Here is a 12,027-nt window from a genome sequence, read left to right as displayed (position 1 = left end):
CGGGCGGAGCCGTCGCAGGGGCAGCGGGAGGAGCCGGCCTGCCGGAAGGTCTGAACTTCAGCGATCCGCGCCAGCTGCTGGACCCCGAAGCCCGCAAGCACATCCCGCAGGAGATTCTCGACTCCATCACCTCGGCGCTCAGCTCCTCCATCGTGCATACCTTCGCTTGGGCGATCCTGCCTGCGGCCATCGCTCTCATGTTCTCCTTCTTCATGGGCAGCGGCAGGATGGATCCGCAGGAGGTCGCACGCCAGGAGCAGGAGCATGCGGCTGCGATGCATTGATCCGGTAAGCTGAGCTCGGAGCCTTATCCGGGCACAAGGATACGTTCGGGCCGAAGGCCGCTTCCCATCCTGATTTTCAGGGTGCGGAGCGGCCTTTTTTGTGCTACACTGGCGTAATGTCTTTTGGGCTCCAGGAAAAAATCGGGCTCTGGTGGATAGAATGGAAACCTGGAAAGAAAGAGGTATGCGCTAATGCGTGGAACGGCTCCGATCAAAGCATTTAATTTTCTCTTTTTCGCCCTGCTGGCCATGTTCGTCTCGTTCATGCCCGTCTACCTGAGCGATCAAGGACTGAATCCGGCCCGCATCGGCCTCATCACGGGAACGGGCGGCTTCATCACGCTCATCGCCCAGCCGCTCTGGGGCATGATCAGCGACCGGATGCGCACCGTGCAGAAGGTGCTGCTCCTGCTCGTGGCCTGCTCGTCCATCATCGGCTACTTCCTGTACGACTCCTCGAGCTTCGGCATGCTGCTGCTGCTCGCCATGCTCATGTACTTCTTCCTGATGCCGGTCGATCCGCTCATCGAGAGCCTGAACTTCCGGACGGCGGAGCGGCTGGGGACGAGCTACGGCTCCATCCGCACCTACGGAGCGCTCGGTTACGCCGTCATGTCGCTTGCGGTCGGCTACGTCATGTCTTATCTCGGAGCAGGCAGCCTGTCCTGGCTGTTCGCGGGCGCGGGCCTTGTCAGCCTGCTGGTCGCGCTCATGCTGCCAGATGCCGAAGTGTCGGGCAAGCCCGTCACGGTCGCCAGCCTGCGGGTGTTCCTCTCCAATCGGAGGACGCAGCTGTTCCTTTTGCTCATCTTCATCAGCGCCGTGCCGCAGCGGATCAACGACACCTTTCTCGGCGTCTACATCCGGGAGCTGGGCGGCAAGCCCGAGCTGGTCGGCCAAGCCTGGTTCCTGGCCGCCGGCAGCGAGATCGTCGTCTTCGCGCTGAGCTTCTGGTGGCTCCGCCGCGGCAAGGAAATGCTGCTCATTTCCATCGCCGGCTTCTTCTACTTCATCCGCTTCTTCCTGTCCGCGTGGATCACGGAACCTTACGGCCTCGTTGCGATTCAGCTGCTTCAGATCGTCACCTTCCCGATCTTCTACTCGGCCGCGATCCAGTATCTGTACCGGATCGTTCCGGAGGAATGGCGCGCGACGGGGCAGACGGTGCTCGCTCTGCTCTTCTTCGGCGTATCGGGCATCGTCGCTTCGTACGGAGGAGGGTGGCTGTATGACCGCCTTGGCGGCCAAACGCTGTACCTGACGATATCCGGCTTGTCCTTGGTCGGCCTGCTGTTCGGAATCGGGCTGTACCGGGCTTCCTCGCGTGAGGATGCGGCTCAAGCCCGGTCGTAATAGTGCTTGAACGTATCCTCCATCACATGCCAGAAGCGGAGCTTGCGCCGGTCTGTCCTGCGCAGCGCGTCGCTCAGCTCGGCTGCGGAGGAGCAGTCGCTGTCGGCGACGGCGCTGACGAGATCGAAGATCATTTCCTGATTTGTTTGCGAGTGCCGATAAATGAAATAAATTTGCACGACCTCCTGGGTCAGGAGATGGCGGTATTTTTGTCCGATGGCGTACATGGGAGCTTCGCCTCGCTTCTGTTCATGGATGGGCGGCTGGATAGTCCAAGTATGGTTCCGCATAATAAATTTACCCTTGATTTCAGCATATGAAAGCTCGTACGCAGCGGATTGGGCCGCTCTCTTCAAAAGGTGCGAAATCAATGATGATCGGAATGGTCGGTTTTTCGCTGTGCAGGTATGGTGAGACCCGGAGATTTACGGTATAATCGGGGACGAGCTTATGAATTCATTGACGAAGGAGTACGATGATGGAAAAAGTACTTGTTTTTGGCCATAAGAACCCCGATACGGATACGATTTGCTCCGCGATCGCCTACGCGGACCTGAAAAACCAGCTCGGCTGGAACGCCGAGGCGATCCGCCTCGGAACGGTGAGCGGCGAGACTCAATACGCTCTCGATCACTTTGGAGTCGGCGCGCCGCGCCTTGTCGAGGCTGTCGCCGCCGAGGCGAAGCAGGTTATCCTTGTCGACCATAACGAGCGCCAGCAGAGCGCTTCCGATATCGATGAAGTAACGGTCATCGAGGTCATCGACCATCACCGCATCGCCAACTTCGAGACGAAGGCGCCGCTGTACTACCGCGCCGAGCCGGTCGGATGCACGGCTACGATCCTGCTGAAGATCTTCAAGGAGAACGGCCTGTCGCCGCGCAAGGAAATCGCCGGCCTCATGCTGTCCGCCATCATCTCCGACTCCCTGCTGTTCAAGTCCCCGACCTGCACGGAGCAGGATGTGGCAGCGGCGCGCGAGCTCGCTGAAATCGCCGGCGTCGATGCCGCCAGCTACGGCCTGAGCATGCTGAAGGCCGGAGCAGACCTCAGCGACAAGACGGTCGCCGACCTGATCAGCCTCGACTCCAAGGAATTCTCCATGGGCGCGGCCAAGGTCGAGATCGCTCAAGTCAACGCCGTTGACCTGAACGATGTGCTCTCCCGCCAGGCGGAAGTCGAAGCGGCGCTGAACGCGATCATCGCTTCCAAAGGATTGGATCTGTTCGTGTTCGTTACGACGGACATCATCAACAACGACTCCGTCGCGATCGCTCTCGGCAAGCACACGGCTGCCTTCGAGGAAGCGTTCGGCGTGAAGCTGGACGCCAACAAGGCGACGCTGAAGGGCATCGTGTCCCGCAAATCGCAGGTCGTTCCGGTTCTGACGGAAATCCTGGCGAAGAAATAACAACCATACGAAAAGCCTCTTTCCCCGAAGGGAAAGAGGCTTTTTTTCGTGATGAAACCAGTTTTCCGGCGCTGGATATCGGCGGGCGCAGCGATCGACTGCTCCTTCGCCGCGATGGGCATTCCCGTTTGATTCCCGGTATTTATAGGCTCAGGATTCGCTGACGGTATCGCCGACCTCGCTCTTGAACCGGTTCAAGTCCGCCTCGCGGCATTCCAGCTTGAGCCTTGTTCCGCCTTCCTCGTATTCGGTTTCGAGAATATGGGCGTTGTCGTTGAAGAAGGCGACCCAGCTGCCCTTGTCGTAAGGCACGACAATCTCGGTCTGGACATAGTCGGTGAAAATGCTCTTGCGGATCGACTCGACCAATTCGTCGACGCCTTCGCGGCGATAAGCGGACAGGTAGATGCGGCTGTCCTCCACGCGCGGATAGGAAACTTCCGCCAGATCCGACTTGTTATAGGCATACAGCATCGGAATATGATCGGCGCGAAGCTCCTTCAGCGTCTCTTCCGTCACCCGGATCTGCTGTTCGTACTCGGGATTGGACGTATCGACGACATGCACGAGCAGGTCGGCTTCGGATACTTCCTCCAGCGTGGAGCGGAATGCCTTGATGAGATGATGGGGAAGTCCGCTGACGAATCCGACGGTATCGGTCAGCAGGAACGACTTTCGGTCCGGCAGCTCGATGCTGCGCACGGACGTCTCCAGCGTGGCGAACAGCATATCCTTCGCGAGTACGCCTTTGCCCGAGTCGGGATGGAAGGTATCGACCATGGCGTTGAGCAGCGTCGACTTGCCTGCGTTCGTGTAGCCGACGAGGCAGACGACGGGAATTTCGTTCTTCTTGCGGCGCTGCCGCTGGATCTGGCGCTGGGCGACCAGCTTCTCCAGCTCGGTCTCAAGCCCATGGATGCGCTCCTCGATCCGCCTGCGGTCCAGCTCGAGCTTGGTCTCTCCGGCGCCGCGGTTGGCGAGGCCCGATCCGCCCCCGCCGCCTTGGCGGCCCAGCGATTCCCGGAGGCCGACCAGACGGGGCAGCATGTAGCTCAGCCGGGCGACTTCGACCTGCAGCTGCGCTTCTCGCGTCTGGGCCCGCTCGGCAAAGATGTCGAGAATCAGTATCGTGCGGTCGATGACCTTGGTTTTGAGCTCCGCTTCCAGGTTGCGGATCTGGGAAGGGGACAGCTCGTTGTTGCAGATGACGGTCGGCTGGTCGAACTGCTCCACCAGCGCGGCGAGCTCCTCGATTTTGCCGGACCCGAGATAATGGGTCTTATGGATGCGCTCCGCCTTCTGCGTCAGCTCCGTGACGGGCTCGACGTTGCAGGCTTCCGCCAGATTGCGCAGCTCCTCCATGGAGTAGGCGAATTGGTGGTTGTTCTGCTCGTGGACGCCCACGAGGATGGCTTTTTCTTTTGGGGCTATGGTCATAAGGTTGATCTTCCTTTCGGTGTGCGAGTGGACTTGCAGCCGCCTGGTTTAGAAATAGGATACCCTGATTCGGGAAGCAGCAAAAAGGACACGGGCATAAAAAGCCCGTGTCCTCGTAGGTGTGCTGGATATGGCGGCGGCAGGAAGGAGGCGGCAATGACTGCCGTCGATCCTTCCTTATCCAGGCATAGCCTCATATAGAGCCGCCACGGCGGCCTTCCCGCACCCTGGGAGCGGATAGGCCGAAATGGAGGCAGCTAGAGCTATGTACGTGGACAGACCACATCTGAGTTCCCTGCACAAGGCAGAACATGGGCGCTATTCAATTAGCGACGCACCGTGCGAACTCGGATGTAGTTAATCACACGTAACCCTCCGTTCAAATTCAAAGTGGTTTGAGTGTACCATAGGATTCCAGGCAAACGCAACCGGGGCAGGAGTCTATGCCTCTGCGCCCAAGTCTCAAAGCAATTGAATGCCCTACGAATGTAGACACGCCGGCAGGAGGAGCAAAAAAAATAAAATGATGGGATGAACAACCATTTCCCCATCCGAACCGTTAGGGAAGTAAAGAACGGAGGAGGGTATTTTTGCGAAAAACGATCATCTTGCTGGCAGCGGCCACGCTTGGCATAACGTCCGGCTGCGGGGAAGGACAGCACTCCGTGTCCTCCTCGCCGGGCATTCGCTCCATATCGACAGCGGAGCAGGGGGATTCAGGAAAGCTTGCCGACGGAGTCGCGGTGAGCCGATCGCTCCGCTTTGGCCAAGTCAATGAGGCTCCTTACGGCAGCTTTTCGGAGAAAGGGCAGCTCGGAGCGTTCGACAAGGCGATCCGTTCCGCTACGAAAATCGAAGGCATTCTCGATGTGGCCCAGCCGGATTACGACGTCGTCATCACGGAAGACGGCAAGCGGACGGAAATTCATCTCTGGCTTCGTCCCGATTCGAAGCAAGGCATGTATACGTATGTATCCGACACAGGGACGGGCTACACGCTGACGGAGACATCGACCCGCCGATTGTGCGATCTGATCTGGGGGCTGAAATACGGGGCGGATCAAGCGGCGGCCAACGGGGATTTGGTGAACGCCCACGGGATTGTGAGCAACCGGGACAAATGGGAAACATTCAAGTCGAATGTGGAGGCCGGCATTCCCGCCGAGCTTCAGGTCGTTCAGTACACCATTGAAGGCGACCCTATCTTCGACAATCTGTCGTTTGACGGGAAGACGATCATGCACAAGCACGACACGACCCACGATGCTTATGGAACGCCCCGCACAAGCTTTGACTTCTGCAGATCGATCAAGGAGAACAAGAAGGACAACGGGACGGAATATCTTCTGGGTTCCTGCGGGGAGGGCAACGGCGAGAACGGAATGTTCAATCTGTATCTGGAAAATCCATGACCGGGATAAGGGCGGACGCAATCAGAGCAAAACCAAAAACAGACGAACAAGCAGCCGGGAAGGCTGCTTGTTCGTCTGTTTTGACCGCTATGCAGGAAGCTGAGGGACAAGGGCGGAATCCGTCAGGAAGCCGTGCCGTACCATTTGTACGTCATGGCGGATTTGGCCGGAATCGTCACGTTGAAGCTCTGGCTGCCCCACTGGATTTTCACGTTGCGGGCAGAGGTGGAGGAGTTGTAGGCGACGACGACTTTGGAGCCGTCCGGGTTTTTGAAGGCGACGTCCTTGATCTCGCTGCCGGTGTTCGTCGAGATCCGGTAAGCGCCGGGAACGACGAATTTGCTGAAGTGTCCGAGCAGGTAGTACTGCTTTTTGTACGTAACCGTATTTTCCGGCCTGGCGTTGTTGTTGTCGGAGTTCTGGATCGTGATCATGCCTTTGTTGCTGTTGTTGTCGCCGAGCAGCGAAGGGCCGTCCTTCTGGTCGAGCGCCGCATTCCACAGGATGATGGACTTGGACCAGTTGCGCGTGATGTTGATGAACTCGTTCATCATCGTATCGAAGCCCTGCGACGTGCCGTTCTGCGGATCGTTCCAGTTGCCGAAGCCGCCCTCGGTGAACCAGACATCCTTGTCGGGATGGGCATTGTGCATCGAGGTCATCTGCGAGCCGTCGCCGCTGTCGTAGTGGTGGAAGGCGCTGCCGGATACATAGCTGCCTTTGCCCGCGTTTTTGAGGCTGGTGATGACGGTGTTCGGGAAGCCCCAGTCCAGATAGTTGTGGTCGAAGGCGATGATTTTCGTGTTGATGCCGGCGTTTTTCAGCGTCGGTCCGAGATAGTCGCCGATGAAGCCGATCTCATCCTGGGTGTTCATGCCCATGGATGGGTAGTGGGTCGGCTCATACAGCGGCTCGTTCTGCACGGTGACCGCGTAGATCGGAATTCCTTGGCCCTGATAGGCTTGAATGTATTTCTTGAAATACTCGGCGTAGGTGCCGTAGTATTCGGCCTTGAGCTTGCCGCCGTTCAGCGTCCCGGAATATTTCATCCAGGCCGGGGCGCTCCAAGGGGAAGCGAATACTTTGATGCCGGGATTTTTGGCCTGGGCGGCCTTGATCATCGGAATGATGTAGGATTGGTCGCGGCTGATGCTGAAATTGTTGAGTGCCGTATCGCCTGCCGTGTCCGCATACGTATAGGCGCTCCAGGTGAAGTCCGAGCTGCCCATCGGCTGCCGCAGGACGCTGAGCCCGATGCCTGTATTGCCGAACAGCTTCTCCATGACCTCGGCCCGCTTGTTCGCGTCAAGCTTGTAGTTCAGCAGCCAGGCGGAGGAATCGGTGAGGGATACGCCGAAGCCGTCCATCTGCTGGTAGGTCGTGCCTTCGTTCACCGTGATCGTATAATCGGCGCTGCCCGCGCTGCCGCTGAAGTTCTTGTCGCCGATCCGCGTCAGGCGGGCGCTCGGACTGAGGCCTACAGCCGGCTCGGAGTTCGGGTCGGAGGTGGAGATCCAGACTTCGACCTGCTCGCCTGCAGCCTTGGCCGGCTGAGGGGCGTAGGAGCCTCCTGCGGCGACAAGCGCCGCGGCCAGCACGACAGAGGCGGTTTTCTTTTTCCATGCCGTCATCAATCATTCTCCTTTCGGGGATAAGGGATACAAGGTTGCTTATGCCTTCGCAGAGCCGCTAGGAAAAAATGAAAGCCAGATTCCAGCGGAGATACCAACGGACACCTCCCACCCTGTAATCGATTACAAAACAACGGGCACAAAACCCGGATTCCCGCTTTTTTGGAAGCGTTTACCGGGTGAAAATATCGTAAGGGATCGTTATCCAAAAATCAAGGCCGAAAATTTCGGGTTCGCAGCCTTCACGAGGAATTCCGCTGGAAGGAGGACGAGCTGCGCACCAGCAGCTCGGAATCGACCTTGAACACGCGCCTGTCGCTGAACTGGTCTTCGTTCATGGAGTCGATCAGCTTCTCGACGATAAGGGCTCCCATCGTGTACTTCGGCTGGTTGACGGTGCTGAGCGTCGGCGTGATGTACTTGCTGATGCGGTTGTTGTCGACGCCGACGACAGCGAGGTCCTCGGGTATGCGGATGCCGCGTTCCCTGCAGATCTTGTAGATGCCTAAAGCCATCTCGTCGTTGGCGGCATACACGGCGGTGAAATCGGCGGACCGCGACAGCAGCCGCTCCATCGCCTCGTAGCCGCCTGCCTCGCTGAAGTTCCCGTTCTCGATCAGCTCGGGACGGAACGGAAGGCGATGCTCCTTGAGCGCCTTCATGTATCCTTCCAGCCGCTCGTAGCTGTCGATCGATTCCGCATAACCGCTGAGAAAGGCGATGCTCGTGTGGCCCATTCCGACCAGATGGGTCACGACCTCGGTGGAGAATTTGACGTTGTCGGTATAGATGCAGGGCACGCCTTCATGCTCGATGTGGCGGCCGACGATGCCGATGGCGTAGCCTCTGCCGGCTATGTCGAGGATGTCGGAATCGGGGATCGCTGGAGCGACCAGGATCGCGGCGTCCACGGTGCGGTTCATCAGGAGCGTAAGGTATTCCAGCTCCTTGGACGGCTGGTTCTCGGCATCGCAGATCAGCACCTTGTAATGCTTCACGTATGCCATGTTCTCCATTCCCTTGATGATCTCCGTGAAATAGGACACGTTGATATCCTGCACGATGACCGCGATGGTCTTCGTCTTCTGCACGCGCAGGTTTTTGGCGACGGCGTTGGGGTAATACCCCATCTCCTTGATCGCCTGAAGCACTTTCTCTTTGGTTTTGGCCGTGACGCCGGAGCTGTCGTTCAGCACCCTGGACACGGTGGCGGTAGAGACGCCGGCCCGATGGGCGACATCGACAATCTTCACATCCATGATAGACATCAACCTTTATAATAGGACTAGTTCCGATCGTTGGAAGCAAGAAGCAAAGGGAACTGTAATCGTTTTCAGCATTGCTTTCATTTTAGACGATCCAACCCGGGAGACACAACCTAAAAAAGTTCTTGTAATCGTTTTCCGTCCTTGCTATACTCCGAAATGTAACCGCTGGACAGAATTGGCATGGAAAAGCAAGGGAGATTGTCACTCTTTAGGTCGGAGCCATTTTTTTTCATCCAAAATGTAATCGATAACATTACGAGCCAAGTTGGAGCAAGAGAGAATGTGAATGAATTGAAAGACATCAAAGCAGACAGCACGATCAGCGACGTGGCCAAGGCGGCCCGCGTATCGGTCGCTACGGTGTCCCGGGTGCTCAACGGGAGCGGGGCGGTAAGCGCCAAGACGAGATTGCGCGTCGAGGAGGCGATCCGGGAGCTGAGCTTCATGCCGAACGCTTCCGCCAAAAGCCTGCGGGCGCTGCGCACGATGACGATCGGGGTCATCGTCTCGGACATTCTGGTCTCTTATTACGCGGAAATCATCAAAGGGATCGAGAATACGGCCAATGCGCTGCACTACAAAATCATCATTTGCGACGCTCAGAACCAAAAAGAGAAGGAATCCGACTACATGACGCTCGTCATGAACCGGACGGTGGACGGCATCATTCTCATTACGCCCAAGCTTACGGATGCCGAGCTGGCAGCCTATGCGGAGAAAGGGTATGCGATCGGGCTGATCGGCAGATCGATCGACCATCCGCTCATTCCTTGCGTGTACACGGACAATGTAGGAGCAGCCCAGGAGGCGGTCAGCCACCTGACGATCCAGGGGCATGAGCGGCTGGCATTCCTGAGCGGATTCGCGGATGCGACCGACAGCTACGAGCGGCTGGAGGGGTATATGAAAGCGCTTCGGCTGGCGGGACTGCCGTTCGTGCCGGAGCTGATCGAGAACGGCGGCTTCAGCGAGAATGGCGGCTATGATGCGTTCCACCGCCTCATGGACAAAGGCCATCCGTTCACCGCGGTGTTTGCAGCCAATGACGAGATGGCGCTGGGCATCTATCGGGCCTGCTCCGAGAGAGGCCTGTCGATTCCGGAGGACATGGCGGTCATCGGCGTCGACAACAACCGGGTCAGCAAGTACATCACGCCGACGCTGAGCACGGTGGACCAGCCCAAGTACAGCATGGGCGCCCTGCTCGCCGAGAAGCTGATCGATCAGCTTGGCGGCAACCAGTATGCGGACAGGAGATCGTTCCAGGTCGGATCGAAGCTGCTTGTCCGGCAATCCTCTCTTTTCGAGGTAAAAAGAAATCGATTACAGCAACCATCATCCGATTAGGCCGGAGGTAATCCAATGAAAGGCTTTCTCCAAGAGCTGTCCCGCAACCGAATCATGTTTCTCATGATATTGCCTGCCCTGATCTTTTTCGTTGTCTTCTCGTATATCCCCATGGTAGGCGTCTATTACGCCTTCACGAACTTCGACTTCGAGGGCGGGCTGTTCGGCAGCGAGTTCGTCGGCATGCAGAACTTCAAGTTTCTCTACGATTCGGGCGTGCTGTGGAACCTGACCAAAAACACCGTCCTCTACAATCTGGCCTTCATCCTGCTCGGCAACGCGCTCCAGCTGATCTGCGCGATCTTCCTCAGCGAGCTGCCGGGCAAGTGGTTCCGCAAGCTGACGCAATCCATCATGTTCCTGCCCTTCTTCGTCTCGTTCGTTCTGGTCGGAGCCTTCGTCTTCAACCTGTTCAATTCCAGCAACGGCGTCATCAACACGGTGCTGGTCCAGCTGGGCCTGCAGCCGTATGATTTCTACCTGCACACCGCGCCGTGGAAGTACATCATCATCTTCTTCAACATCTGGAAAGGGCTCGGCTACGGCACGATCATCTATCTGGCCGCGATCATGAGCATCAGCGACGAGTATCATGAAGCCGCGAAAATCGACGGAGCGAACATATTCAAGCGGATCCGCTACATCACGCTTCCGATGCTCGTGCCGACCTTCATCCTGCTGATCCTCCTCAGCCTGGGAGGCATTTTGAAAGGACAGTTCGATCTGTTCTACCAGATCATCGGCAGCAACGGCGTCCTCTACAACTCGACGGACATCATCGACACCTACGTCTACCGCTCGCTTGCCGTCAACTTCGATATCGGCATGGGCACGGCCGCGGGACTGTATCAGAGCTTCTTCGGACTGGTGCTGGTCGTTACGGTGAACTACATCATTCGCAAAACGCATAAAGACTACGCGTTGTTCTAGGAGGAGCCGCTCATGAAAATCCGCACGGAGAAATCGACCCATCTGTTCAACGCGATCGGTTACGTCTTGATGACGCTTTTCGCCCTGCTCTGCCTGCTGCCGTTTCTGCTCATCGTATCGGGATCGTTCTCCTCGGAGAACGAGATCATCACCGAGGGCTTCAAGCTCGTCCCGGATCAATTTTCCGTGGATGCCTACCGCGCCGTCTTCAGCGATCCGACGCAGATCTTCAACGCCTACCGGGTATCCATCCTGCTGACGGTATGCGGGACGGTGCTGGGGCTGTTCCTCACCTCGATGGCGGGATACGTCCTGTCCCGCCAGGATTTCAAATACCGGGGCAATCTGGCGTTCTTCATCTACTTCACGACGCTGTTCAGCGGCGGCCTGATCCCCTGGTACATCCTCATCGTCAACCATCTGCAGCTCAAGGACAGCTACTTGGCGCTGCTGCTTCCGGGCCTGCTCAGCGCCTGGAACATCATTCTCATGAAGAACTTCATGAAGTCGATTCCCGAGTCGATCTCCGAATCGGCCAAGATCGACGGGGCCGGGGACTTCACCATCTACCGGAAGCTGATCCTGCCGCTGTCGGCTCCGGGCCTGGCGACGATCGGATTGTTCATGGCGCTGGCCTACTGGAATGATTGGTTCACGGCCAATCTGTTCATCACGACGGAGTCGAAGTATCCGCTCCAGTTCCTGCTCTACAAGATTCTCGCCAGCGCAGCCGTCCTCAAGACGAGCATTGCGGGCAATCTGTCGCCGGACTTCAAGCCGCCGGCCGAGACGCTCAAGATGGCAGCCGCTGTCATTGTGACGGGCCCGATTATTTTCTTGTATCCGTTCGTGCAGCGTTTCTTTGTGAAGGGGCTGACGATCGGGGCGGTGAAGGGGTGATGGCTCGCCTTTTCCGCAGATGTGGCTCGCTTAAGGATTGCGAAGGGATGCTTC

Annotated in this window: 10 protein-coding genes and 1 pseudogene; 7 read left to right on the top strand and 4 right to left on the bottom strand. The window is 57.6% G+C overall.

The genetic code is table 11. The features are described from left to right. Both PHU01S_RS26040 and PHU01S_RS24810 read left to right on the top strand, forming a co-directional pair. Positions 1 to 284 (top strand): annotated as a pseudogene (locus PHU01S_RS26040) (MFS transporter); the annotation flags it as partial. Between the two features lie 192 nt (positions 285 to 476). Then, positions 477 to 1,637 carry an MFS transporter gene (locus PHU01S_RS24810; protein ID WP_076358718.1) on the top strand — a complete coding sequence of 387 codons (1,161 nt, stop codon included), beginning with the start codon at positions 477 to 479 and terminating at the stop codon, positions 1,635 to 1,637. Here the strand turns inward: PHU01S_RS24810 and PHU01S_RS24805 are convergent. Further along, positions 1,622 to 1,864, bottom strand: coding sequence for a hypothetical protein (locus PHU01S_RS24805; protein WP_049868994.1), 243 nt, complete (start codon positions 1,862 to 1,864; stop codon positions 1,622 to 1,624). The two genes, PHU01S_RS24810 and PHU01S_RS24805, sit on opposite strands and share 16 nt — an antisense overlap. Positions 1,865 to 2,115: 251 nt before the next feature. Here PHU01S_RS24805 and PHU01S_RS24800 point away from each other — a divergent pair, with 251 nt between their 5' ends. Further along, complete coding sequence (locus PHU01S_RS24800; protein WP_049868995.1) at positions 2,116 to 3,048, top strand: manganese-dependent inorganic pyrophosphatase; 933 nt, start codon at positions 2,116 to 2,118, stop codon at positions 3,046 to 3,048. A gap of 150 nt (positions 3,049 to 3,198) precedes the next feature. Here the strand turns inward: PHU01S_RS24800 and hflX are convergent, their stop codons facing one another. Next, positions 3,199 to 4,485 carry a GTPase HflX gene (gene hflX / locus PHU01S_RS24795; RefSeq protein ID WP_048747050.1) on the bottom strand — a complete coding sequence of 429 codons (1,287 nt, stop codon included), beginning with the start codon at positions 4,483 to 4,485 and terminating at the stop codon, positions 3,199 to 3,201. 590 nt (positions 4,486 to 5,075) lie between these two features. Here hflX and PHU01S_RS24790 point away from each other — a divergent pair. After that, positions 5,076 to 5,897 carry a DUF4362 domain-containing protein gene (locus PHU01S_RS24790; protein ID WP_049868997.1) on the top strand — a complete coding sequence of 274 codons (822 nt, stop codon included), beginning with the start codon at positions 5,076 to 5,078 and terminating at the stop codon, positions 5,895 to 5,897. A gap of 122 nt (positions 5,898 to 6,019) precedes the next feature. Here PHU01S_RS24790 and PHU01S_RS24785 read toward each other — a convergent pair whose 3' ends face one another. Next, positions 6,020 to 7,528, bottom strand: coding sequence for a glycoside hydrolase family 30 protein (locus tag PHU01S_RS24785; protein WP_048747055.1), 1,509 nt, complete (start codon positions 7,526 to 7,528; stop codon positions 6,020 to 6,022). Positions 7,529 to 7,770: 242 nt separating this feature from the next. Continuing rightward, positions 7,771 to 8,787 carry a LacI family DNA-binding transcriptional regulator gene (locus PHU01S_RS24780; protein WP_127510393.1) on the bottom strand — a complete coding sequence of 339 codons (1,017 nt, stop codon included), beginning with the start codon at positions 8,785 to 8,787 and terminating at the stop codon, positions 7,771 to 7,773. A gap of 291 nt (positions 8,788 to 9,078) precedes the next feature. Here PHU01S_RS24780 and PHU01S_RS24775 point away from each other — a divergent pair, with 291 nt between their 5' ends. The 3 genes from PHU01S_RS24775 to PHU01S_RS24765 are packed head-to-tail and all read left to right on the top strand — an operon-like array spanning position 9,079 to position 11,973. Continuing rightward, positions 9,079 to 10,143 carry a LacI family DNA-binding transcriptional regulator gene (locus PHU01S_RS24775; RefSeq protein WP_232313105.1) on the top strand — a complete coding sequence of 355 codons (1,065 nt, stop codon included), beginning with the start codon at positions 9,079 to 9,081 and terminating at the stop codon, positions 10,141 to 10,143. Between the two features lie 15 nt (positions 10,144 to 10,158). Next, positions 10,159 to 11,073 (top strand): ABC transporter permease, encoded by a 915-nt coding sequence (locus PHU01S_RS24770; protein ID WP_021881352.1) that lies wholly within the window; start codon positions 10,159 to 10,161, stop codon positions 11,071 to 11,073. Between the two features lie 12 nt (positions 11,074 to 11,085). Beyond that, positions 11,086 to 11,973, top strand: a complete 888-nt coding sequence (locus tag PHU01S_RS24765) for a carbohydrate ABC transporter permease (RefSeq protein ID WP_021881351.1) — start codon at positions 11,086 to 11,088, stop codon at positions 11,971 to 11,973. The last annotated feature ends 54 nt before the right edge of the window (positions 11,974 to 12,027 follow it).

It is taken from the genome of Paenibacillus humicus NBRC 102415, assembly GCF_004000905.1.
Lineage (GTDB): Bacteria > Bacillota > Bacilli > Paenibacillales > Paenibacillaceae > Paenibacillus_O > Paenibacillus_O humicus.
The sequence above is the reverse complement of the archived record's forward strand: the minus strand, read 5'-3'. Positions and strand labels throughout refer to the sequence as shown.

Excerpts from the sequence above, each read along its gene's own strand:
- PHU01S_RS24810 (WP_076358718.1), top strand. The coding sequence starts at position 477 with ATGCGTGGAACGGCTCCGATCAAAGCATTTAATTTTCTCTTTTTCGCC.
- PHU01S_RS24805 (WP_049868994.1), bottom strand. The coding sequence starts at position 1,864 with ATGTACGCCATCGGACAAAAATACCGCCATCTCCTGACCCAGGAGGTC.
- PHU01S_RS24800 (WP_049868995.1), top strand. The coding sequence starts at position 2,116 with ATGGAAAAAGTACTTGTTTTTGGCCATAAGAACCCCGATACGGATACG.
- hflX (WP_048747050.1), bottom strand. The coding sequence starts at position 4,485 with ATGACCATAGCCCCAAAAGAAAAAGCCATCCTCGTGGGCGTCCACGAG.
- PHU01S_RS24785 (WP_048747055.1), bottom strand. The coding sequence starts at position 7,528 with ATGACGGCATGGAAAAAGAAAACCGCCTCTGTCGTGCTGGCCGCGGCG.
- PHU01S_RS24780 (WP_127510393.1), bottom strand. The coding sequence starts at position 8,787 with ATGGATGTGAAGATTGTCGATGTCGCCCATCGGGCCGGCGTCTCTACC.
- PHU01S_RS24770 (WP_021881352.1), top strand. The coding sequence starts at position 10,159 with ATGAAAGGCTTTCTCCAAGAGCTGTCCCGCAACCGAATCATGTTTCTC.
- PHU01S_RS24765 (WP_021881351.1), top strand. The coding sequence starts at position 11,086 with ATGAAAATCCGCACGGAGAAATCGACCCATCTGTTCAACGCGATCGGT.